Below are 24,456 nucleotides of genomic sequence, written 5' to 3' on the forward strand. Positions count from 1 at the left end.
GCTGCGAACCTTCCCATGAAGGTCCGCGATTATCCAAAATTCGCTCAGCTTGCGGGCGCGCCGAGGGTGTCCTGGGGAGCCGCCTTGGCGCGCAGGCCCGCAATGGTCGCGCGCGGGGACAATGCATCCTGGCTGACCCGCAGTTCGAGCAGCGCGGGCCGGCCGGCGCGCGCTGCCCGGTCGAAGGCGGCAGGAAAATCGTTGGTGCGCGTCACCCGTTCCGCGTACGCGCCATACGCCTGCGCCAGGCCCACGAAGTCCGGATTGGTCAGGTCCGTCGCGCATACGCGGCCTGGATAGTGGCGCTCCTGGTGCATGCGGATGCTGCCATACATGGCGTTGTTGACGACGATGAAGACCACGCCCAGGCCATAGTGCGCGGCCGTGGCCAGCTCCTGTCCGTTCATCAGGAAGCATCCGTCGCCCGCGAAGCACACCACCGTGCGATCCGGATGATGCAGCTTGGCGGCGATGGCCGCCGGCACGCCGTAGCCCATGGTGCCGCTGGTCGGAGCGAGCTGGGTACGCAGCCCGCGGTACTGGTAGAAGCGCTGCACCCATAGGGTGTAGTTGCCTGCGCCATTCGTAATGATGCTGTCGCCGGGCAAGGTGTCACGCAGATGCTTGACGATGACGCCCAGATCCACCTCGCCCGGCATCGCGCCGGGTTCGAGGTTGCGCAGGTAATCCGCGCGCGCGGCATCGAGCCACGCGGACCGGCTGGCTGTCGCCTGCGCGGGCGCCAACAGACGGGAGGCGGCGCGCGCGAACGGCGGCATGCCTGCGTTGATGGCGAGATCCGCCTGGTATACGCGTCCCGGTTCTTCGGGGTCCGGATGAACGTGTATGAGCTTCTGCCGGGGCCGCGGCACATCGAACAAGGCATAGCCGTTGGTGGTGGTCTCCCCCAGCCGCGCCCCGATCGCGAGGACGAGGTCGGCCTGGCGGATGCGCTCGGCCAGTTTGGGGTCCATGCCCAGGCCGGCCTCCCCGACATAGCAATCGTGGCGATTGTCCAGCAGGTCCTGGCGCCGGAATGCGCATGCCACCGGCAATGCGTGGGCGTGGGCGAAAGCGGCGATGTGTTCGCTGGCCTCGCGGGTCCAGCCGCCGCCACCCAGCATGACCAAGGGTCTCTCGGCCTGGGCCAGGAGCGCCTGCAGTTCCTCCATCGCCTCGGGGGCAGGCGCCGCCTGGGCCAGCCGGTATGGCGGCGCGTCCGTGACCAGCGCCGATTCGGCCAGCATATCTTCCGGAAGCGCCAGGACGACGGGACCCGGACGGCCGGACATGGCGACGTGGAAGGCGCGGCTGACATACTCCGGGATCCGTCGCGGATCATCTATCTGGTCCACCCACTTGGCGATCTGGCCGAACATGTGCCGGTAGTCGATCTCCTGCCAGGCCTCTCGGCCCAGCGCGTCGCGCGCAACCTGTCCGACGAACACGATGAGCGGCGTGGAGTCCTGCCGTGCGGTGTGGATGCCGATGCTGGCGTTGGTCGCGCCAGGACCTCGGGTCACGAAGCAGATGCCGGGCTGCCCGGTCAGTTTCCCATGCGCTTCGGCCATGTGGGCCGCGCCGCCTTCCTGGCGGCACACGATCAGCCGCATTACGTCGCTCGCTTCGTAGAAGGCGTCGATGGCCGCGAGAAAGCTTTCGCCCGGTACGCAGAAAGCCGTGTCGACGCCGTGCACACGCAAGGCCTCCACCAGGATCTGCCCGCCCGTGCGCGGCGTGGACAAGGATGTTGCGGCGTTCGTCGCGGTCATTTGGATTCCTCTATCAGGCGTTCGGACAAAAGGTCGTGCGTATCGCCGTGCAGGCGCGCCGCCGGTTGGGCTCCCACGGCAGGCGTATCGGCACGGCAGAGATGATGCGGGCCGAGTTGGGCAACGTCGGGACAACCCAGCAACGCGAGGTCGACGTCGATCTCGCGGGACAACAGTCTCAGCGCATGCAGGACCCCGCGGCGCCCGCCCGCGGCCAGCCCGTACATGGCCGGCCGCCCGACGAATACCGCGTGCGCGCCAAGCGCCATGGCCTTGAGTACGTCCGTACCGCGCCGTGCCCCGCCGTCTAGCAGCACCGTCATGCCGGACGCCGCCTCGGCAATGGCCGGCAAGGCGTCGAGGCTGGCCAACGCGCCATCGAGCTGGCGTCCGCCATGGTTGGACACGAAAATTCCGTCGAGACCGATGGCGCGCGCCTTGCCCGCGTCCGCGGCATGCAGGATGCCCTTGACCAGCAGCCTCCCCTGCCATTTCTCGCGTATCCAGGCAATCTCACGCCAGGTCATGGCGGCGCGGCCGGCGCGATGATCGCCCTTGGCGGCGCTGATGATGGGACCGCCGCGGGTGGCGGTGAAATTCTCGAAATGCGGCATGCCGTGCCTCAGCAACGTTCGCGCGAAGGTCGACACCATCCAGGTTGGGCGGCACAGGCCGCCCCACACGAGGCGCGGCCCCAGCCTTAGCGGAATGCTGAAACCGTTGCGCAACTCGTTTTCGCGCACGGACGCGATAGGAACGTCCACCGTCACCACCAGGACCCGCACACCAGCCGCCCACACGCGTTGCAGCAGGGGTTCGACGATATCGCCGCGCGCGGGCAAGTAGCCTTGGTACCACAGGTCGGGATAGGCTTGGACCACGCGTTCCAGCGGCGTGGTGGAGGCCGCGCTAAGCACGAAGGGAACCCCCGCCTCCCGCGCCGCCGCGGCCATGGCCACGTCGCCATCGAAACCGCACAGCCCGGCCACGCCCATGGGGCTGATGCCGAGCGGCGCGGCGTAGTGCCGACCCAGCAAGGTCACCGATAGTGCGCGCGACGACACATCGACCAGCGGACGCGGCACGAAGCGCCAGCGGTCATACGCTTCGCGGTTGGCGCGCAGGGAGCTCTGGTCCTCGCTACCGCCATGCACGTAGCCATAGATGCCCGGGGGCAGGCGGCGGCGGGCCGCCTGCTGCAGGTCGGCGATGGACAGGGCCTGTTCGACCCGCATGGATCAGGCCTTTCCAGCTGCCGGACTGCCTTCCAGCCGTCCGAGCGTTTCCGGCACGATGAACGCGCCGAGCAGGAAGACCAGGCTGATGCCTGCGCCGAATATGGCCAGTGTCACCGGCAGGTCCGCAGGCGTCTTCGCCACCAGCGAAACGAAAGTGGGCATCATGCCGCCGATGGCGAATCCGATATTCCAGGAAAGCCCCGTCCCGGTGGCGCGTATCGCCGTGGGGAAGCGCTCGTTCAGGAAGATGAGGATGGGGGCATAGCCGGAGCTGCCGAGCGCGCTCAGGATCACCGCGTACAGGCCCACCGTCATGGCACCGGGCGCGGCCGGCATTTGGAGGTACAGCAGCGGCAAGGCGACGACCTGGATCACCCCTACCAGCATGAAAGTGCGCTTGCGGCCCAGGATGGAGCTCAGGTGGCCGACGCCAATGGCGGCGATCACCACGGCCACGCTGCTGATCATCAGGATCGCGGCCGCCACACCGCTGGGGACCTGGTTGACGACCTTCAGAAACGTGGGCAGGTAGCCCGAGGTCAGGTAGTAGGCGCTGCCGCCACCGGCGGTCAGCAGCAGGTTCACGCCCAGCACGGCACGGTAGTCGCGTGAGAACAGCGTACGTACCGGGGAGCGTGCAAGGTCCACGGTCCCCTGCCGCCGCGCCTGCTCGGCGCGCGCAGCCTTTTCGGCGGCGAGTTTCTTCCAGAGCGGAGATTCTTCCAGGCGGTTGAAGATGAACACGCCCAGCACCGAACTGATGATGCCGGTGAAGAACATGCAGCGCCAGCCCCATTGGTCGAACTGTTCGCCCGGAAAGAGATAGGACATCACCATATACGTCAGCGAAGCAAGCAAGGCGCCGATGCCCGCCCCTCCCCCGCCGATCAGCCCCGACACGGCGCCGCGATACTTGGGCGCGACGGATTCCGTGCCTATGGTATGCGTGGACGCCACGACACCACCCACGAAGATGCCTTGCACCAGCCGCAGGACAATGAACAGCACCGGCGCCAGCAGCCCCACTTGCGCCACGGTCGGCAACAGGCCGAATGCGGCCGTCGTCAGGCCGACGCCCACCACCGCGAGTATCATCGCGCCCTTGCGGCCCTTGCGGTCGGCATAGGAACCGAATAACGCCGATCCCAGCGGTCGCATGAGCAAGGTCACGGCGAACGACGCGTACACCGCGGCCAGAGATAGCATGGCGTGTTCCGACGGGAAAAACAGCCGACCCACCACCGGTGCGACATAGAGAAGGACGAACAGATCGAACAGGTCCAGGGCCCATCCCAGGCAGGATGCGACGACGGCCCCGACCACCTGCCTGTTGCCGGCCGCGGGATGCGCCGCGGCGTGCTGCGCGCTAATGGACATCTTCATCTCCCAGGTTATGGACGCACACCGGCTAGGCCGTGCGCGTAGGCAGCACCGCCGATCGCCCCATGGCGTCGGCAATCTTCTCCGCGATCATGATCGTCGGAATATTCGTGTTGGCCGAGGGCAGGCGCGGCATCAACGACGCGTCGACCACGCGCAGTCCCTGTGCGCCGTGCACGCGTCCCTGCGTGTCCGTGACGGCATGGGCATCCTTGGCATCGCCCATCCGGCACGTACCGCTGGCATGCCATACTCCGAACACATTGCGGCGGACGAATGCGGCCAGGGCCATCTCATCGCTCATCAGCGCCGACATGCGGCGCCCGCCGTTGAAGAATCGTCCCATCAGCGCGCGTCGCAACGGCGCCGGCGCATCGAGCAAGGCACCCAGCACGCGGGTCAGTCGCGCATTGGCCGGGCTGAACCGGCTCAAGGCCTTCACGCGCGGCGAGAACGCCGCCGGAAAAAAGTCGTGCTCGTCGCCGCTCACCCCCATGGCGGATACGACACGGGCCAGCATGCGCACGCCGGCCATCAGGCGCGCGGCGTCGCGATCGTCGTCCAGCAGGTTCAAATCCACGCGCGGCGCCGTGTCGGGATCGGGCGACAGCAGGTCCACCCGGCCACGAGAATACGGACGGTTGCACCACAGGAAGAACAAACCCAGCCGATTGCCCAACGCGTGCCAGGCCGCGCGCGTGGCGCTCGAAAGATAAAGGTCCGACGACTCGCAACCCGGCACGCCGGAAGACAGGCGAGCAGCCAGCATGCTGGCGCGACGCCGTTCCAGCGGCATGCGCCAGCGCGGGGCCAGGAAATGGCAGAAGGTCAATGTCGGATGGTCCTGCAGGTTCCGCCCCACGCCGGGCAGGTGCACGGTGCTGGCGATACCCAGCCGTGACAGTGCTGCAGCATCCCCGATACCGGCGCGCATCAGCAAGACAGGGGACTGCAAGGCGCCTGCGCAGACCACGGTTTCCCGGGCAAGCAGGCGCAAGGTCCGTCCGGCGGCGTCCACGGCAACCACGCCGCGCGCGGCGCTTCCCTCCATAACGATACGTTGCACGCGGGTGTTGGCGAATATGCGCAGATTGGGCCGCGCCCGCGTGGCGACGTCGAGATAGGCGGTGGCCGACGACACCCGCCTGTCGTGCTCATTGGAAAACGCCGCGGGAAAATAGCCATCGCCGAATTCTGCGTTCTGGTCCTTCAGCGCCGCGAGTCCCTGGCGCCGCAAACCTAGCGCGAAAGCATGGCAGAACGGGGGCCAGTCCGGCGGCTGGATGCGGCGGATCGCCACCGGTCCGTCGGCGCCGTGCAAGGCATGATGGGGAAAATCGAGGTCCCGCTCCAGCTTGCGGAAATACGGCAGCACATCGTCCCAGGCCCAGCCATGCACGCCCGCCTCGGCCCAGCCGTCGTAGTCCCGCGGAAGCCCGCGATTGGCCGACTGGACGTTGATGCTGGAGCCGCCGCCCATCACGCGTCCCTGCTCGTATACGCGGCGCGACGCAGCACGGGTGGCGGTCGCCGTCAGTTCAGGCCAGATCCATTTATTCCCGCAGAACACGGGCATGGGGTAGCTGTCGAGAATCTCGTCCGGGACCGCGCCGGGCGGTGTATCGTCGCCTGCCTCCACCAGGGCCACGCGGCACCCCGGGCGGGCGGAAAGCCGATGCGCCAGCACGCACCCGGCCGAACCACCGCCGACGATCACGTAGTCGTAGCGTTCTCCCACGGCTTCCATGACTGGCGTCCTCAGGATTCAGCTGCCGCGGAACGCCGGCGCGCGCTTGCCATGGAAGGCCTCCACGCCCTCGCGGAAATCGTCGGAGCTGCGCAGGCGGCTGTAGCAGTGCCCCTCCAGTTCGATCGATGCGGACAGGGATGCATCCTCCGTATCGTTCAAAAGCTTCTTGGCGGTGCGTTGAGCGATCGGGGAGAACCCGAGCAGTTCGGCCACCAGCTTGTCCGTCGCCGACTCCAGTTCGGCGTCGGGCACCACTTCGGTGGCCACGCCCCAGTCGTAGGCCTGCTGGCCGGTGATCCGGCGCGACCGCATCACGACGTCCTTGGTCCGCGTTATGCCCACCATCTTCTGCAAGCGTGCCGATCCTCCGGAGCCGGGAATCTGCCCCAGCTTCTGCTCGGGCAACGCGTACAGCGTGGTCTCGCTGGCCATGCGGAAGTCGCAGGCCAGGGAAAGCTCGAAGCCGACACCGAAGCAATATCCGCGATTGGCGACGATGACGGGTTTGCTGCAGCGCGCCGGCGCGGCGACGTTCCATGCCAGCTTGGAAACGTGTTCCGGAGACGCCTCCAGGAATCCCTTGATGTCGCCTCCGCTGGAGAAGTGCTGGCCTTCGGCACGCAGGACGATGATGCGCACACGTTCGTCTTCATCCAGTGCCTCGAAGACGGCGCGCAACTGGTCGCGCTGCGGCATGGACACGACATTGAACGGCGGGCGGTTCAGCACGATATCGGCGCGCTGGCCATTCGCGTCGATATCGACGCGAAAGCCGTCCAGCTTGGCCAGCAGGGTTTCGGCGGGGTGTCGCAGTGACGTCACGGTGATGCTCCTTCAGGGTATGGGTTTGTGTTCGTACCGGGGTGGCCCCGCCTCGATGTCAAGGCCCGAAAGGCTTGCGCAAACCGTCCCAGCGTTCCAGCAGGTTTTCATGTGGAATGCCGAACAGGTCGAGAACGCGGCCCACGGTGTGATTGACCACGTCGTCCAGCGATGCGGGCTGGTTGTAGAAGGCCGGCACGGGCGGAAACACGATCCCGCCCATTTCGGTCACGCTGGTCATGTTGCGCAGATGCGCCAGGTTCAGCGGCGTCTCGCGCGCCACCAGGACCACGCGGCGCCGCTCCTTCAATGCCACGTCGGCGGCGCGGCTGACCAGGTTGTCCGCCATGCCCAAGGCGACGGCCGCCAGCGTTTTCATCGAGCATGGCGCCACTACCATGCCTTCGGTCGCAAACGAACCGCTGGCGACGGAAGCGCCGATATCCTTGACGTTGTGGACGACGTCGGCAAGGGCCTCGATATCGGCGCGCTTGAGCGCAAGCTCCTGGGCCGCGGTCAGGGCTCCCGACGCCGACAGCACGAGATGGCTCTCCCAATCCGGATGCCGGCGCAGTTGCTCCAGGATGCGCACGCCATAGATGGCGCCGCTGGCTCCCGTGATGGCGACCACCAGGCGCTTGGAACGTGCTGCTGCGGTCATGGCGCGGCCGCCGGCGTGAAGTCGACGGTTCCGCCCGCCTCTATCCAGGCCTGCAAATCCACGGTGTCCTCGCCCGGGACGCGGACCTTGGTGAAAACATGTTCGTGATACGACACCGGCCGTGTGGCATCCAGGCCCATCTTGGCACTGATGCCCTGCAGGTGCGCAGGCGCGACCCCGTCGTTGGCGCTGCCTGCCACCGTGGTCGAGGGGTCCAGCACGGAGCCCTGCGCGCCCGATATCACGACCAGGTCCCGGTCCGCCTGGAAGCGCGTGGCGACGGCCCATTCGACCTGCTGGGGATCATGCACCTCCACATCGTCGTCCACCACCACGACCTGCTTGATGTCGTAGTGGGCACCAAAGGCGCACAGGATGACGTTCTTGGGCTGCCCTTCGTGGGTCTTGCGGAGTTTCACGTACAGGTGATACCGCCCTACGCCCCCGATGGACAAATGCACGTCCGATACCCCCGGGAAGCTGCGCTGCAAATACGCCAGGAGCGTGGCTTCGCGCGGGATGGAGCCGAGCAGCAGGTGCTCCATCTCGGCGGGAACGATGGTGTGGTAGATGGGCGAAGCACGGTGCGTGATGACATCCACCGCGATCACTTCGCGCTCCTCGCGTGCGCTGTAGTACTTGGGGAATTCGCCGAACGGCCCTTCGGCCTCGCGCACGCCGTTCAGGACGCGTCCCTCGATGATGATCTCGGCATCGGCTGGAACGCGCACATCGTTGGTCAGGCATTTGACCACCGGAAGCGGACGTCCATGCAGCGCGCCGGCAATCTCCAGTTCGTCGTGGTCGATGGGCGCGATCGCCTGCGACGCCAGGAGGGTCAGCGGGTCGGCGCCGATGACGATGGCAACCGGCAACGCCTGCCCCAGCCGTTCCGCTTCCTTGTAGAAGGCGTACAGGTGGCGAGGCAGCATCAGGATGGCCATGCGGTCCCGGGCATGGACCTGGATGCGATTGATGGACACGTTCTGCACGCCGGTCGCGGGATTGCGGGCGATCACCATGCCGGCAGTGATATACGGACCGTTGTCGTGTTCGCTGTGGGTGGGCACGGGCAGCAAGGCGCGCACGTCGGGCTCCCGATGGACGACCTGCTGGCAGACCGCCTCGCCGGCTGGCACTTCCTGCCACGGGAGCGGCGTGGCCGCGGCCTCGCGAAAGGCGCCGAGCAGCTCAGACTCGGGCACGCCCATGGCTTCCGCGATCCAGGCGCGGCGCGACATGAAACCCGAGATCACGGGGATATCACGGCCGCCGGGCTTGGGGAAATAGGCCGCCTGACGACCATCCAGGCGCTTGGCGATGGCTGCCAGTTCGTGTTCGAGGGCCGCGCCCTCCTTGATGGCTGCCACCCGGCCGGTGGCGGCCAGATGGCTGAGCCAGCCGCGCAGGTCGGTATGCGGAGGGGTGTGCTGGACTTTGTTCATGGACATTGCTCGGCAAGTGGTGGTGGGCTATGCGGCGGAGCCGCGGCTCATTGCTTCGGGTCCTGGGCGCCGCGCACCGAGGCAGGATCGGGCTCGTACTCGCCGGCGACGAGCTTGCGGCGCAGGACCTTGCCCACCGGCGACTTTGGGATGGCCTGGACGAAAACGTATTCCCGCGGCCGCTTGAAATTGAGCAGGTCCGAGTTTCGGCAATGGCTGTCCAGCGCAGCGGCGTCCACATCGGCCTGGCGCTTGACGAAGGCCACCACGCGCTGGCCCCAGCGCTCGTCGGGCAGGCCGGCTACGGCCACCTCGTCGACCGCAGGATGCAGCGACAACACCGACTCGATATCCACGGGCGAGATGTTCTCCCCCCCACTGATGATCATGTCGTCCACCCGTCCCGTGACGAACAGGTCGCCGTCGGCATCGAAGTAGCCGGTATCGCCGGTTCGATACCATCCGGCTCGTATCGATTTGGCGTCGGCATCCGGCCGTTTCCAATAACATTCGAAGGCCTCGTCGCCGGCCAGGTCGGCAACGATTTCGCCTTCCTGTCCCGGCGGCAGGATCGCGTCCAAAGAAGCGGCACCCAGCGCGACGACACGGATGCGCGTATTGATTCCCGCCTTGCCGGCACTGCCGGCCTTGCGCGTCGCGTCCGGCTCGACCGCGCAGGTGTAGACCTCGGAAGACCCGTAGTGGTTGACGAAGAGCTGCGGCCGGAACACATCATTGAGCCGCCGCAACAGCGCGTCATGCATGGGCGCGCCGGCAAAGCCGAGTTTGGTCACCGACGACACATCGCCGCCATGCTGCACGCGATACGCGAGCATGTCGTGATAGAGCGTGGGCACCAGATACAGGCAAGTCAGATTGTGCTCGCCGATGGCCCGCAGGGCCTGGCCCGCGTCGAACTTGGGCATGCAGACAAACAGGCCATCCACCATCGCCATCGCCAGCAGGGACCGCACACCCATGGTGTGGTACAGCGGCATCACGCCCAGCGTGCGCTCGCCGCGGCCATAGAGGTTCTGCGCCACATGAGCGAGCGCCGCGGCCCGCTCGTGCCGATGCCGGCGCGGCACGCCTTTGGGTTTGCCGGTCGTGCCGGAGGTGTACAGCATCAGCGACATGTCGTCGGCGCCGGCTGACGGCGCCGACGGTGCGCCGCGATGGCTATCCAGCAGCGTTTCGAAATCGGAGTCACCGCCCGCCGCGGCGTTGACCGCCACCTTGGGAAGGCTGGCGGCCGCCGCGCTTTCCAGTACGGCGTCCGCGCTGACCGGTTCGAAGAAGATCGCGCGGACCTCGGCATCCCGCACGCAATAGTCGACCTCGTCGGCCTTCGCGCGCCAGTTCAGCGGCGTCATGACCAGGCCCATGAACTGGCATGCCCAGTGCAGGGTGGCCATTTCGAAACGGTTCTGGAGCACGGCAAGGACATGGTCGCCGCGCCGCAGCCCCATGGCGGCCAGACCTGCCGCCACTGCCGCGATGTCGGCATGCCATTGCCCATAGGTCCGCGTGCGCGCCCCGTCGACGATGGCCGGCGCATCGGGACTGCGTTCGACGCTCTGCAGAAATGTCTTGCCGAGATCCAGCATGTGTTATTCCCCTTCCCGCGATTGCGATCCGGCACGACGGGCCGCCGCCGTCTCCAGAACCGCCTTGACAATGTTCGTGTAGCCCGTGCAGCGGCACAGATGTCCCGACAACATGTCGCGCACCTGCTGTTCGCTCGGATCGGGGTTGCGGCCCAGGTAGTCCTGGCAGGACATGAGGATCCCGGCCGTGCAGAAGCCACATTGCAGCGCGTGGTTGCGGCGAAATGCTTCCTGCAGGTCGTTCAAGCCGCCGTCGGCATCGGCCAGCCCCTCGACGGTGTCGATCAGCCGCCCCTCCGCCTGTACGGCGAGCGTCAGGCAGGACCGGGACGCCACACCGTCGATCAGGACGGTGCACGCGCCGCAGACGCCATGCTCGCAGCCCACGTGGGTGCCGGTCGCGCCCAGGCCGTGACGCAGGTAATCGGAGAGCAGCGTCCTTGGCTCGCATGGCGCACGGCGCGCACGGCCATTCAATGTGACGTTTACGGCGTGCGTATGGTCGCGGGACAATTTTTTCATGTCATCACCTTTTCCAGCGCGCGCAGTCCCAACCGCCGCACCAGATGGCGGCGGAATGTGGCGCTGGCATGCGCGTCGTCCTGGGCGTCGAGTTGCCAGGCAAAATCGTTGACGGCGCTGGCCAGGTCCGCGACCGCCATGCGCGGCCAGCGGCGCACGACTGGCCGGTCGGCGACACCGCCCACCGCCAGCCTAAGACCCTGGCCATCGCCCACCGCCGCCACGGCGACCATGGCAAAGTCGCCATGGCGCGCGGAGAACTCCTCGAATGCGTAGCGCGTGCCCTGCGCCGCCAGCGGATAGCGCACTTCCTCCAGCAACTCTTCGGGCGTGCGGGCAGTCATCAACATGCCCTGGAAGAACTCGGCGGCCGGCACGATGCGGCGCTTGCGGCGACTGCGCAGTACGATCTGGCCGCCCAGCGCCGCCAGCACCAGCGGCAGCTCGGCGCTGGGATCCGCATGGGCGACGGATCCGCAGACGGTGCCGCGATTGCGCACCTGGAAATGCGAAATATGGGGAAAGGCCTGGGCGAGCAGCGGGACTTCGTCGCCCAGCCCCGGACGCCATTCGACACTGGCCTGCGTGGCGGCCGCGCCGACGACCAGGCACCCGTCCTGCACCTTGACGTAATCCAGGTCGGGGGCACGGGAGATATCGACCAGCACCGCCGGCTGGGCCAGTCGCATATTGAGCACCGCCATCAGGGATTGCCCGCCCGCCAGGATGCGCGCGTCCCCGCCGAACTGCGCGAGGGCGTCCACGGCATCCTGAGCCTGGTCGGCCCGTATGTAGTCGAATTCCTGCGGCTTCATGCCTTGCGCCCCCATCGGGCCAGCAGCCGGCGCCACCAGGGCGTACCGCCGCCACCACCGGCCTGCCGGCCCAGTTGATCGAACAATTGCCGCAGGACGATGCGCGCGGCGCCCTCCAGCATGCGGCTGCCGACGGCGGCCACCTTGCCCGACACTTCCGCTTCATAGTCGTAGCGCAGCCGGGTACCGCTGCCGTCCGCTTCCAGCGTGACGACGCCGCTGCCCTTGGCGGTGCCGGCACTGGAGATCCCCGTGCCGGACAGTCGCAAGCTGTGCGGCGGATTCAAGTCGGTCAACGACACCTGTGCCGCGTAGCGCGCCTTGATCATTCCCACCCCAACGGTGACGTCAGCGCGATAGCGGTGCTCGCCCTCGGGGACCAGCGCGCTGCAGCCGGGTATCACTTTGGCCAGCGCGACAGGATCCATCAGCACGGCGTAGACATCCGCCGGCGCCGCCGGCAAGCGCACCTCGCCCTGCGCGGACAGCGCCTTGCCGCCGCGGCCGCCCGCCGCGGGCGTGGGCGTGGCGCCCGTGGATGGCGCCGGGTCGGCGATGCCCAGCATGGCCATGACCTTGGACGGCGTCAGCGGCAACGTAACGTCGACGGCCCCAAGCGCGTCCGCCACGGCATTGGCCACGCAGGCGGGCGTACTCATGTTGTTGCCTTCGCCCAGGCCCTTGGCGCCCAGCGGGGTGAACGGGCTGGGCGTTTCCATATGCAGGATGACGGGCTCCGGCACCTCACAGCTGGTGGGCACCAGGTAGTCGGCGAACGTGCCGGACAGGAAACTTCCGTCGGGCCCATAGCGGAACTCCTCCATCAGCGCGGCGCCCAGCCCCTGCGCGAACGCGCCCCGGATCTGCCCGTCGGCCAGCGCAGGGTTCAGGATGCGACCGGCGTCGTGCGCGGTGACATAGCGGTCGATACGCACGCGTCCCGTGTCGGCATCGACTTCCACCGCGCATACGTCGAAGGCGAAGCCATACGCCGCGGATGTATTGATGCGGTCCTGCGCATCCGGGGCCATCAGTTGCGGCGGCGTCCAGAACACGGTCTCGCGCAGTCCGGGCTCCATACCCTTGGGCAAAAGGGCCGGTGCCCAGTGCGGATTCGCGGCCAGGCGCGTGAATGGCATCGCCGCCTGCGAGGCGGCGCGCGGCCCTATGGTGCCGTCGATGAAGACGATGTCCTGCGCCGTGCAGCGGAACTGGGCCGCGGCGATGGCCGCGAGCTTGTCGCGCAGGCGGCACGCCGCCAGGTACACGGTTCCGGCCACCGCACCGGCGAAGCGGCTGGAATAATTGCCCGCCGCCACCGACCATGCATCCTTCTGCGTGTCCAGCTCGATGTTCACCACGACCGCATCCGGGTCCAGCCCCAGGACATCGGCCACCACCTGGGCACAGACGGTACGGTGGCCCTGGCCCGCCGGTGCGGAAGCCACCACTACGCTGACGCCGCCCAGCGGATCCACGGACACGGTAGCCGCCGCGATGGCGCCGTTCTTCGGACCGGCCTTCTCACGTGCCTCGACCGGCATGACGGTACTGATGTACCCCATGTTGGAAACCGAGGGCTCGACGATGGCCGCATAACCGATGCCATACAGACCGCCGCGCGCCCGAACCTCGTCGCGACGCCGGTGAAGTTCTTCCAGGCCGCCGCCACGCCACGCCAGCTCCAGCGCGCCGTGATAATCGCCGGAATCGATCAGCGCGCCTGCCGCCGCACGATATGGGAAGGCATTACGGTCTATGAAGTTGCGCCGGTACAGTTCGAGGGGTTCGATATCGAGTTCGCGGGAAATGCGCTGCATCAGGCGCTCCAGCGCGAAATACACCTGCGGGCCGCCAAAGCCGCGCACCAGCCCGGCCGGTGTCTTGTTGGTCAGCACGACGCGGTTGCGCACCGCCAGATTGGGGATGTCGTAGGCGCCCGTCAGGCAGCCATGCATGCGATAGAAGGTCGCCGGCTCGGGCGCGCGCAGGTAGCCGCCACAATCGTCGTACTGGTCATAGGACAGCGCCTGGATGCGGCCCTCGGCCGAGACCGCCGCCTCGATATGGCACAGGCGCCCGGTGGCCGAGGTCGCCGCGGCGAGGTGCTCCAATCGGTCTTCCACCCATTTCACCGGCGCGCCAGCCTTGCGCGCCGCCAGGCACATCAACACCACGTAGGGAAAGACCGCCTGCTTGACGCCGAAGCTGCCGCCCGAGTCCGCGAAAGTACGGTGCCGCAAACGGTTGCCCGGCACCTTCAGCGCCAACGCCATCACGGTATGCAGGGAGAACGGCCCCATGAAGTTGGAGCTCACGTCATAGCCATCCTGGGCGGACAGGTATTCGGCCAGCACCACGGCGCACTCGATGGGCGTGCAGGAATTGCGCGGATAGCGCACCGTCAAGCCGACGCGGTGCGCGGCCTGCGCGAAGGCCGCTTCCGGGTCGCCATAGCGAAAGCTGCGATCGCTGACGACATTGCTGCCGACTTTCTCGTGCAGCACGGGCGCGTCATCGGCGATCGCGTCGTCCACCGTCACCGCGGCGCGCAGCGTCTCGTAGGCGACTTCGACGAGGTCCGCGCCATCCTCCGCCACGTAGCGCGACTCCGCGACCACGACGGCTACCGGCTCGCCCACATAGCGCACGCGGTCCATGGCCAGCGCCCACTGTTCCATCGGCTGCTTGACACCGACCACGAATGGACGCGACCACGCGGCGATATCCTCGCCCGTCAGCACGGCCCGCACACCAGGCAAGGCCAACGCCCGCGTGGCATCCACCCTGGCCAGCTTCGCATGGGCGTGGGGCGAACGCACAATGGCGGCATGCAAGGTCCCGGGACGTATGCCCGCATCGTCCCCATACTGGCCGCGGCCCGTCAGAATGGCCTGGTCCTCCACCCTGCGGCGCGGTGTTCCCACGTGCCCCGGTGCGGTGGAGACCACAGTTTCCGTCCTTGCGTCCATTGCCGCGTCCGCCTGCCTGGTCTGGTGCTCAGTCCGCCTTGATGTCCGCTTTGCGGATCACCGCGGCCCATTTGTCCATCTGCGCATCGAAGAAGCGCCGGAAGTCTTCCACCGAACCGCCCACCGGTTCGACGCCCTGTTGGGCAAAGACGCGCTGTACCTCGGGCGTCTGCAAGGCCTTGTTGAGCGCGGCGTTCAGGCTGGCCACGATGGCCGGCGGCGTACCGGCCGGCGCGGCGAGGCCATACCACACCGACACCGCGAAACCCGGGTAGCCTTGCTCGGCCACCGTGGGAATATCCGGGGCCAGCGGCGACCGTTTGGCGCCGGTGACGGCCAGCGCTCGCATCTTCCCCGCCTTGATATGCGGCAATACGTTGGGCGTGTTGTCGAACATGGTGTCGACCTGCCCGCCCAGCAGGTCTGTCACCATGGGGGCACTGCCCTTGTAGGGCACCTGCACCAGCTGGATGCCGGCTTCTTCCTGGAAGTAGGCCATCGTCAGGTGATTCGACGTACCGGTGCCGGCGGTCGCGTAGTTCAGCTTGCCCGGCTGCGCTTTGGCGCGGCTGACGAATTCCGGAAGCGACTGGATCGGAGAAGACGCCTTGACGACCAGGAAATTGGGCGTCTGGGCGCCGACGATGATCGGGGCGAAGTCCTTCCTGGCGTCGTAGGGCAGCTTGCCGTACAGGTACTGGTTGGCCACCAGGGGAAAGCCGACGATCACCAGGGTGTAGCCGTCCGGCGCCGCACGGGCGCCGGCCTCGGTGCCGATAACGGTGCCCGCGCCGGGCTTGTTCTCGACGATGAAGGGCTGGCCCATGGAGTCCTGCAGATGCTTCGCGAAGAGGCGCGCCATGGTGTCGTTGAAGCCGCCGGGCGTGTACGGCACGATGATGCGCACGGCCTTTTCGGGATAGTCGGCGCGGGCGGGCCCGCCGCTCAGTAGCGCGGCCCCGAGCGCCGCCGCCGATAGCCATGTCCCCAATGTCCGCAATGTTCCTGGCATGCCTTGTCTCCGTTGCTTTACGTGTCAATCACGGACATGCGACCATCATGCGGTCGCATCGCGATGCGGCACCACGCCCGCGTCCTGGTAGATATGCTTGATCTCGGTGAAATCGACCAGGGCATCGAAACCGTGGAGCCGCCCGATGCCACTGCGCCGGTAGCCCCCCGTCTCCGCTTCCGCGTACAGCTTGTTGTGGTCGTTGATCCATACCGTGCCGTTGCGCAGGGCGCGCGCCACGCGCATGGCGCGCGCGCCATCATGGGTCCAGACACTGGCCGACAAGCCGTAGACGCTGTGATTCGCACGCGCGATCGCGTCGGCTTCGTCCTCGAACTTTTCCAGCACCAGCAGCGGTCCGAATATCTCTTCCTGGATGAAAAAGGCGCTCGTGTCGCGATGCGCGATCAAGGCGGGCGACACAAAGCATCCGGCGGCGAACCGCCCCTCCAGTCGCCGCCCCGCCAGCACGACCTCATCGGCGCATTGCTGAGCCTGCTCGATGCTGGACTGCACCTGCTCCAATGCCTGCTCGTCGATCAGAGGGCCCATCTGGGTCTGCGGCAAAGCCCCCGGCCCGACCCGTATCGCGGACAGCGCCGCGGCCAGCGCGGCCTTCATCTCCTGGTAGCGCGAAGCATGCACCAGCACCCGGCGCGCCGCAGTGCACTGCTGCCCGGAGATGATGGTGGCCGCCGCCGCCAGACGGGGCGCGACCCACTGCACGTCGACATCGTCGAAGACCAGGCAGCACGACTTGCCGCCCAACTCCAAGGACAGCTTCTTCATGGTCGGCGCGGCGGCCGCCATGATGCACTGACCCACGGCGTTGGAGCCGGTAAAACTGATGACATCCACATCCGCCGATGCCACCAGGGCCTGCGCAGCGCCGCTGCCGCTTTCGGTCAGGACGTTGACGACCCCGGGCGGCACGGCGTTGTCGTGCACCAGCGCATGCACGATGCGGCCACTGAGCCGGGCGGTTTGCCAGGCAGACTTGATCACCACCGTGCAGCCGGCGGCTAGTGCGGGCGCCAGCGCGCGTATCAACAGGACAGCCGGCGCATTCCACGGAATGATGAGGCCGGCGACGCCGGCGGGCTCCTTCAGCAGCGTGGAGAACACGCCCGGCTCGACCTCGAAGACGTGTCCGGGCAAATAGCGGGCAAGACCGGCGTAATAGCGGATCTCCGAGATCGCCGCGGCGATCTCTCCATGCGACTGCGCCAGTACCTTGCCGTTTTCCCGTGTCAGCAGGCGGGCCAGCGCATCAGCCTGCGCTTCCATGCGATCCGCCCACCGCAGCATGGCCGATTGCCGGATGCGCGGGCTTTGCGCCCACGCCGTCGTGTCGAACGCGCGCCGGGCTGCCGCGATGGCGGCGTGCGCATCGTCGGCATCGCTGTCGGCATAGCGGCCCACTTCCGTGCCGTCGGCGGGATCACGCCGCAGGCCCGTGCGGCCGCTTTGCGCCGGCAGCCAATGTCCGCCGACCAGGTTCAATACGTCCAGTGTTTCCATCGACCGCCGTCTCCTGCGTTGCTTCCGCATGCACTGCTATTGCTGCGGCTCGATGCCGGCCTGTTTGACGACCTTTTCCCATTTCGTCATCTGGTTCTCGATGAAGGCCGAGAAGTCGGCGCGGCTGCCGCCGGCCGGCACGACCCCCTGCTCCTTGAACACAATGCGCACGTCATCCATGGCCAGGATGGCGTTGATCTCTTTGTTGAGCTTGTCGAGGATGGGCGCGGGTGTACCCGCCGGCGCCACGAAGCCGTGCCAGGAGGACACCTCGTATCCGGGTACACCGGACTCTTCCACCGTCGGCAGCTTGGGCATCAGCGGCGAGCGCCGCGAATCCGCGATGGCAATGGGCCGTATCTTTCCGGACTGCACGAAGGGCAAGACGTGAGGCAGTGCGTCGAACGCCGCCTCGACCTGGCCGCCGGCGAGGTCGGTGAGCAAGGGCGTGCTGCCCTTGTAGGGGATCTGCGTCATCTCGACGCCGGCCATGCGTTCGAACAGCGCCATGGCGAGATGGTTGGACGATCCTGATCCCGAGGAGCCATAGTTGATCGCGCGCGGGGCCGCCTTGGCGGCCCGGATCAGGTCCTGCACCGACGTGACCTTGGAGTCCCGGCGCACGGTAAGCAGCATGGGCGATTGCCCCGCCAATACCAGCGGCGCGAAATCCTTGCGGGTGTCATACGGCAGGGAGCGATAGAGCCAGGGATTGGCCGCGAACGGAAACTGCACGACCAGCAACGTGTAGCCGTCGGGCGCCGCCTTCGCGACCAGGGAAGTCCCGACGATGGTTCCTGCGCCGGGCTTGTTGTCCACGACGACGGCCTGTCCCCATGCCTGGCTCAGCTTGTTCGCCACCACGCGGCCGAGCGTGTCGTTGAAGCCCCCTGGCGGATACGGCACCACGATATGGATCGGCTTGTCCGGATAGGCCTGCGCCACGCAGGCCCAGAGGGGAGTCAGCAGGACTGCTGCCGCGGTCAGCACACGCAGGATGGGCTTGGTCGCCTTGATCACCTTGGTCTCCTTGATCCGCCAGGGCGGCGGTAGTTTTTGTCCAGACGCAAGCCGGCAGAGCCGTCCTGGTCTTGCGCAATGCCGGGGTGGCAAATGCCTCGTTTTGTGGAAAGAAGTCTAGGCAGGGGTATATATCAGGTCAATTAATATTTAATGATTATGTTGATCAGTTAACCTGATACACCAGCGGGACGCCGCGACCCGCGTAGTTGCGCGAAGAGGCAGCAGTCACTTCCCGCGCGCGCTGGCGATTCGTGGGATTATGTGGCCGCAGCCCGACGCCCATCTATTAACGAAGGTGATGCTGCGGCGTTCTCACGCACCCGGAATCTGAACCAGAGCCATGGAATTTCGCCAGATCCAATACTTCATTTGCCTGTTCGAGGAAGGCACGGTGACGCGCGCGGCGCGACGGTTGAATATCGTGCAGCCGGCGCTCAGCATGCAGATCGCCAGGCTCGAGGACGAACTGGGACGCAAGCTGTTCGAGCGCAGCCAGCAAGGCATGCAGCCCACATCGGCCGCACGCCAGATGTACCGGCTATTCCTGCCGATCATGCGCGACTTCGCCCATGCGCGTGAACAAGTTCTGCGCACCGACGGCGAACTAAACGGCCATGTCAACGTGGGGATGATCGCCTCGGTGGCGCAAGGGGTGCTGTCGGATGCCATGGAGGAATTCGCCGGACAGCACCCCAAGGTCACGATCACCGTCACGGACGGCTACAGCGCGACGCTGGCGGACCTGGTGGCGGGTGGCCAGCTGGATGCCGCCTTCATCAACAAGCCCAGGCGGCCGCTCTCGCTCAATGTCGAGCATGTCGCCGACGAAGACGTCATCATGGTGACGTCGGCCACGCATCCCCACAATCTGGCCGCGACGATTCCGTTTCGCGAGGCGGCCGCGCTGGAACTCGCCCTGCCGACGCGGCAGCATGGCCTGCGCGGCATCCTGGAAAGCTTCGCGCAGGCCGAAGATATCGACCTGTCCCCGATCTTCGAAATGGACTCCATCGTGTCCATCATCAAGTTGGTGGAACGTACGCGCTATGCGACGCTATTGCCGCGTGTGGCCGTTCGCAATCACGTAACGCGCGGCGGACTGCGATGCCACGATGTCGTATCCCCGCGCCTTATCCGCCAGGTCGCCTGCGTGACGCATCCGCGCCGGACATTGAGCGCGGAAGCCGCGGCATTCGTCGCCGTGCTGACGAAACATGTGCGCAGCCTCGCCGACGAGGAAGCGCCGGACAAGCAGCCCGATGCGAACACCACGCCGAAACGCGGCATGACATAGCGCCGCAGGCCGCCCGTCGCGGGCGGACCACGTGCACATGCAGGCTATCCGCCCACCCGCGCACGCAGCGCGTCGAAGGCCCGCAGCACGCGCCGCACCGTCGTGGCGGCGCGCCAGTAACGGCGCCGCAGTGCGTTGCCCGGCAACCATAGCGGCCGCACGACCTCGGCTTCGGCCCAGGCGGGTTTCCATCGGCGCATATTGCGCAAGCGCTCGGTGATCGTCACGGTCGGTATGCCGCAGGTGGACGCCAAATGCCCCACCCCCGAATCCGAACCGATGAACCATCCCGATTCGTACAGGTAAGCGGCCAATGCGTCGAGCGACGCGGCGTCGACGAAGCGGAATGCATGCGGGTCCGCCCCATCCAGCCATGCCGCGCGCTCGTGCTGCTCCACGACGAATTCGGGCTGCAGCCCCCGGCGCGCGAGCGCCTGGGCCAGCTTTTCATACTTGGCACGCGGCCAGCAGCCATCGGGCGAACCCGCGGTCGGGTGGATGACGACGCGCTGCCGATGCATGCGATGGCGCAGGCCCTGCGGCGCTACCAGGCCGTTCGAGTCATCCCAGGCCGCCACGCCGAATACGTCGCGCGCGTAGAGTGCGAGCTCGCCCACCAGCGCGGGCCGCCCGTGTTCCCGCAAGCGGGCCGCCGCCCGCGCACGCCACTCGTCGAAACAGGCAAACCTGTCTTCCTGGATGGCCGCACGCGGCAAGGGGCGGTCGGCATGCATCTGGACCACCACATCGAACTCGCCCAACTCGGCCGCTGGATCGACGGTCGGCACGGGACGGATATCCAGGTCCGGACACCATCGCGCCAGCCTGCTTATCTGCGCGCTGAATACCGCCACGTCCCGCCCGCCGCGCGCCAGGTTATTGGCGAGCGACATCATCAGCAGGGAATCGCCCAGGCGCGCGGACAGCACCAATGCGATACGGCGGGCGGAATGGAAGTCAGTCATGTGAATGCGGCCGGCGAGACGAACCCGGTGCGTCTGCACCGGTATCAACGGTCCGCAAGCTTACCCTCAAAATTCGCCCGCCGCGACGCCACGGCGGCGCCCGGTGAACCCCGCACTGACCATCCCGAATGCCCGGGTGGCGCGCGCATTGCCGCTATTGAAGCCCGCGTCCGGCAAACCCGCGTGGCGCCAGACACGCCAGCGCGACCGCCATCACCTTAATTTCTGCTGAATGAACTCAGATCTTTCTGGCTGTGGGCCAAACCTGGCTCTTCTATCCTCCGGGACGATGATGTGGCCATGAAAACCAGGAATACCCAGGTGAACAGCAAAGATCCAACCAGGGGAGGCGGGGCAGCCGGGCACGCACAGTCGTTTGCGGTTCTGTCCGATACCCGCCTGGCCAAACGGACCACCGTGTCCGAAGCCGAAGCCTATGAACGATTCGGCCCGCAATTGCAGGGCGCACTATGCCAGGACGTATTGGCGGTCTGGCGCGATGCCTGGGCGCAGACCCAGGGCCTGAACTCGAGCGACCTGATCCGCGTTTCAGCGCTCTTGAAATCGGCCCGGCTCAACGAACGCGTTATCGTCTTCGGAAGGATCGGGGCGGATATTCCCGAGCACAGGAAGATCGAGATCGATCTGAAGATCGGCCAATCCACGGCCTCGCGGCACGAGCTGATGCGCGCGGGCCATCCTCATCCGACGTGGAAAAAGATCAAGCACACGGCAATGGATTACTACACCGGATCGCGCGCACTGCACGGGTCGAGCCGCGGATTCCGTGTGGAGGGCGTCAAGGTGCGAGGGCGCAAGATCCAGGCGGACCTGCTACACCGCAGCGAATATACCGACGCGGGCCTGACGATGGCACTGGCTGAGGTCAAGGACCGGGACGCCACCATAAGGACCATCGTTGCGCTGCTCGCCAGCGTGCGCAGCGAGCTGCAGACCGCCCGCGTCGGGTTTATCGGAAGCAGCATCTTTATCGCGATCGACGTCGACAATCCAGCCAGAACGCAGGTAAAGCTTATCGATCTCGCCCACCCGGTATTGGATGCCGCGTGGCCGCACACGTATTACCTCAAGGTCAAGCAGCGCCTGGACGAGGGCATGTGCCACCTTATCGATTGGTTCGCGATCAACGGCTCGCGCAACACGCCGCCGCATCCTCGCGGTCGTGCCTGAGGGCGCGAGGTCTTGGGTCATCGCGGTCTCGCCGCGCGAAAGCTGCTGCGCGCGCAATCAAAACAATGTCGCACGGTTTTAAAACCGGTCCGGGACGGGGCATCCATAAACTGGCGTAACCCCGCTGTACCATCCCAACAGGAGCCGACCATGGCGACCACGAACAACGCATCGACGAAAGATTCGACAATGTTGTTTCTGTTCTGCGGTAGTAATTATTACGTCATCGATGACTACCACGCGCGCGATGTATATGCGGGGCCGATCCGCATCACGGAGACCTGGCCGGAACTCAAAAGGCATACCGCCGCGCCGGCCGGGGATGGCGCAGCACGCGGCACATTCGCGTCCGACCTGGACGCCGTCTACTACGAGACGACTTCCAAGCGGCTTGTTTTCTTCAAGGGCGCAAGCTGCGTAGTTGCCGACTACTCCCTTGGCCAGGAGCCGACGTGGGAAAGCGGGCTCATAACGGACTACTACCAAGTCGCAGGGAGCAGTGCGACGGTGTCGTTTGCAGACGGCATTGATGGCGCCGTCGTAGGAAGATCGAGCAACCCCAATGTGGCCGGCGATCTTTTCCTGATCAAGAAAGGACAGTATGCGGCAGGACCATCGAAGCCCCCCCAGAAGGGCCACCCGATGCCCTTGACGTACTCGTCTACGAAGACACAGGCCGGCTGGCCCGTCCCCACGGACGACGACACCACCGTCGCGGCAGAGTACGTGTACCCGCCCGGCAGTCAGGTATGGGAGTCGACCCTGTTCCTCACCCATCACGAAGGCAGCCAGTCTCCCGGTGACTACCAAGTCATGTTCTATACATCCACACAGAAAGATGCTCGGCCGAATGAGCTATGGCCCAGCTTCAACGGCGCGCCCATCGATGCGGCTGTACGGCTGGATCCCAGCATGTGCCGTCACGGCTCCGGGGATCCGCACTCCGGCGGTCCGGATTCCGGCGATCCGCACTCCGGCGGTCCGGATTCCAATAATCCACATTCCGGTAAACCGCATGACGGCACGGGACATTCGTTGTGCTGCCAGCTTCCCGCCATACTCCAGACCATCTGCAATATGACTGCATTGCTCAATAAAGTGGTCGACGCATGCTACCCGCCCTCGTCCTGGCCGAAGCACCCTTACCCGAGCGGGTGCGGCAACGACGGCCACAAAGGATGTGGAGGCTGCTCCGGCAAACACGCTGATGGCGACAGGTCGCGCGGGGATCGCTCCGGAGGCGGCCTCGAAGGCGGCTCAGGGCACTAGGAGGCCCCAAGCCGTTCGGCACGCGTCGACGCCTCGCCGAGGATGCACAGATGATCGCCGAGCGCGGCGCTGGGGCAGGCGCCGTGACTGCGGCGGCGGACCCGGCGCTGCAGGTCGGCGCTGGCCCACCGACATGTGGGAAGTCAGCATATCAAAACAACTCGCCAGGGTTTTGAAAGGCGCGCAGGATGCCCGCCAATAGACTGGCCTGGTTCGTTCTTTTCCCACCACCAGCAAGGAGCCGGCCATGGCAACCACGGACAGCGCATCGACGAACGACCAGACATTGTTGTATCTCTTCTGCGGTGAAAAATATGTCGTCGTTGACGACTACGGCATCAACGGGCCCCGGGACGTTTTCCAGCGACCCACGCCGATAGCGCGGACATGGCCGCGACTGGCCGACTACGCACCGGGCGGCGGCGCCGCTGGCGAGGGAGACGGTGAAGGCAACACATTTGCCACAGGCGTTGACGCGGTCTACTACGAAGAAAAATCCAGCAAGCTGGTTTTCTTCAAAGGCGACAGCTGCGCGATTCAAAACTGCAATGACAATACGTGGGAATTCGGCCTCATAACGGACTACTACGATGTGCCGCCCCTGTTCGCGCAAGACATCGACGGCGCTGTCGTGGGCAGGTCCAGGGATCCGAATGTGGCCACCCAACTTTTCTTGCTCAAGAACGGGCAGTATGCCTCGGGGCAATCGGTGGAACCTGGACAGGGCAGCAAGGTCTCCTTGCTGACCACGGGTACGGAGACCCAAGCCGGATGGCCGGTCTCAGGCGCCGACATCACCGCCGCCGCAGCGTATGTCTACCCGCCCGACAGCCAGACATGGGAGTCGACCTTGTTCGTCACCCAGAAACAGAACGCGCAAATTTCGTCCGCCAGCGACTATAAAGTGATGTTCTATCAATCCACGAGCAAAGACGCTGCGCCGAACCAGCTATGGCCCAGTTATGCAAGCTATCCCATCGACGCGGCCACCCGCCTGAATCCTGCCACGATACCTGACGAGTCTGGAGCCGATCCCGACCACAAGCATGGCCATCATCATGGACATGGTGGGTGCTGAGGCACGCCGCGAGCACGGGCAACGAAGAACCGCAACGGACCCGCAGTCCGTTGCCGCCACCCTTGTGGGCCGCGGCCGTGCATGACCCATGCCCGACACGCAAAAGAAACGCCGCTTTG

19 protein-coding genes are annotated in these 24,456 nt (G+C 66.2%); 4 read left to right on the forward strand and 15 right to left on the reverse strand.

The annotated features are described in order from the left end of the window. Positions 1-44: 44 nt before the first annotated feature. Genes BAU07_RS17200 through BAU07_RS17265 form a run of 14 tightly spaced genes read right to left on the reverse strand, consistent with a single transcriptional unit; the run spans position 45 to position 18,537 of the window. Positions 45-1,772 (reverse strand): thiamine pyrophosphate-binding protein, encoded by a 1,728-nt coding sequence (locus BAU07_RS17200; protein ID WP_066659970.1) that lies wholly within the window; start codon positions 1,770-1,772, stop codon positions 45-47. Beyond that, a complete protein-coding gene (locus BAU07_RS17205; protein WP_066659971.1) occupies positions 1,769-3,007 on the reverse strand; it encodes an alpha-hydroxy acid oxidase in 1,239 nt (412 codons plus the stop codon). Before BAU07_RS17205 ends, BAU07_RS17200 begins: the two co-directional genes overlap by 4 nt. A 3-nt stretch (positions 3,008-3,010) precedes the next feature. Further along, positions 3,011-4,387, reverse strand: a complete 1,377-nt coding sequence (locus BAU07_RS17210) for an MFS transporter (protein ID WP_066659972.1) — start codon at positions 4,385-4,387, stop codon at positions 3,011-3,013. 31 nt (positions 4,388-4,418) lie between these two features. Next, a complete protein-coding gene (locus BAU07_RS17215) occupies positions 4,419-6,137 on the reverse strand; it encodes a GMC family oxidoreductase (protein ID WP_066659974.1) in 1,719 nt (572 codons plus the stop codon). Between the two features lie 18 nt (positions 6,138-6,155). Then, entirely contained in the window at positions 6,156-6,962 is an 807-nt protein-coding gene (locus BAU07_RS17220) for an enoyl-CoA hydratase/isomerase family protein (RefSeq protein WP_066659978.1), read from the reverse strand. A 58-nt stretch (positions 6,963-7,020) separates the two neighbouring features. Beyond that, positions 7,021-7,623, reverse strand: a complete 603-nt coding sequence (locus BAU07_RS17225; RefSeq protein WP_066659981.1) for a UbiX family flavin prenyltransferase — start codon at positions 7,621-7,623, stop codon at positions 7,021-7,023. Then, a complete protein-coding gene (locus BAU07_RS17230) occupies positions 7,620-9,068 on the reverse strand; it encodes a UbiD family decarboxylase (RefSeq protein WP_066659985.1) in 1,449 nt (482 codons plus the stop codon). Before BAU07_RS17230 ends, BAU07_RS17225 begins: the two co-directional genes overlap by 4 nt. A 47-nt stretch (positions 9,069-9,115) precedes the next feature. Beyond that, complete coding sequence (locus BAU07_RS17235) at positions 9,116-10,675, reverse strand: AMP-binding protein (RefSeq protein ID WP_066659988.1); 1,560 nt, start codon at positions 10,673-10,675, stop codon at positions 9,116-9,118. 3 nt (positions 10,676-10,678) lie between these two features. Further along, complete coding sequence (locus BAU07_RS17240; RefSeq protein ID WP_066659991.1) at positions 10,679-11,197, reverse strand: (2Fe-2S)-binding protein; 519 nt, start codon at positions 11,195-11,197, stop codon at positions 10,679-10,681. Then, entirely contained in the window at positions 11,194-12,012 is an 819-nt protein-coding gene (locus BAU07_RS17245) for an FAD binding domain-containing protein (protein ID WP_066665514.1), read from the reverse strand. The genes BAU07_RS17240 and BAU07_RS17245 overlap by 4 nt, the downstream gene beginning before the upstream one ends. After that, entirely contained in the window at positions 12,009-14,984 is a 2,976-nt protein-coding gene (locus tag BAU07_RS17250; RefSeq protein ID WP_066659993.1) for a xanthine dehydrogenase family protein molybdopterin-binding subunit, read from the reverse strand. The genes BAU07_RS17245 and BAU07_RS17250 overlap by 4 nt, the downstream gene beginning before the upstream one ends. Before the next feature lie 28 nt (positions 14,985-15,012). Next, complete coding sequence (locus tag BAU07_RS17255; protein ID WP_066659996.1) at positions 15,013-15,996, reverse strand: Bug family tripartite tricarboxylate transporter substrate binding protein; 984 nt, start codon at positions 15,994-15,996, stop codon at positions 15,013-15,015. Positions 15,997-16,041: 45 nt separating this feature from the next. Beyond that, on the reverse strand, positions 16,042-17,517 hold the full coding sequence (locus BAU07_RS17260; protein WP_066659999.1) for an aldehyde dehydrogenase family protein: 1,476 nt from the start codon (positions 17,515-17,517) through the stop codon (positions 16,042-16,044). A gap of 36 nt (positions 17,518-17,553) precedes the next feature. Next, complete coding sequence (locus tag BAU07_RS17265; RefSeq protein ID WP_066660001.1) at positions 17,554-18,537, reverse strand: Bug family tripartite tricarboxylate transporter substrate binding protein; 984 nt, start codon at positions 18,535-18,537, stop codon at positions 17,554-17,556. 343 nt (positions 18,538-18,880) lie between these two features. Between BAU07_RS17265 and BAU07_RS17270 the strand changes: the two genes are divergently transcribed. Then, positions 18,881-19,834, forward strand: a complete 954-nt coding sequence (locus BAU07_RS17270; protein WP_066660003.1) for a LysR family transcriptional regulator — start codon at positions 18,881-18,883, stop codon at positions 19,832-19,834. A 44-nt stretch (positions 19,835-19,878) separates the two neighbouring features. Here BAU07_RS17270 and BAU07_RS17275 read toward each other — a convergent pair whose 3' ends face one another. Further along, on the reverse strand, positions 19,879-20,799 hold the full coding sequence (locus tag BAU07_RS17275) for a glycosyltransferase family 9 protein (protein ID WP_066660005.1): 921 nt from the start codon (positions 20,797-20,799) through the stop codon (positions 19,879-19,881). 300 nt (positions 20,800-21,099) lie between these two features. On the opposite strand from BAU07_RS17275, the gene BAU07_RS17280 reads away from it, so the two are divergent. The 3 genes from BAU07_RS17280 (at position 21,100) to BAU07_RS17290 (ending at position 24,337) form a co-directional block, all read left to right on the forward strand. Beyond that, positions 21,100-21,990, forward strand: coding sequence for an inositol polyphosphate kinase family protein (locus BAU07_RS17280; protein ID WP_066660008.1), 891 nt, complete (start codon positions 21,100-21,102; stop codon positions 21,988-21,990). 150 nt (positions 21,991-22,140) lie between these two features. Next, positions 22,141-23,259 (forward strand): hypothetical protein, encoded by a 1,119-nt coding sequence (locus tag BAU07_RS17285; RefSeq protein ID WP_066660011.1) that lies wholly within the window; start codon positions 22,141-22,143, stop codon positions 23,257-23,259. 247 nt (positions 23,260-23,506) lie between these two features. Continuing rightward, positions 23,507-24,337 carry a hypothetical protein gene (locus tag BAU07_RS17290; protein WP_066660014.1) on the forward strand — a complete coding sequence of 277 codons (831 nt, stop codon included), beginning with the start codon at positions 23,507-23,509 and terminating at the stop codon, positions 24,335-24,337. Positions 24,338-24,456: the final 119 nt, after the last annotated feature.

Origin of the sequence: Bordetella flabilis (assembly GCF_001676725.1) — a bacterium.
Taxonomy (GTDB): Bacteria; Pseudomonadota; Gammaproteobacteria; order Burkholderiales; family Burkholderiaceae_B; genus Bordetella_C; species Bordetella_C flabilis.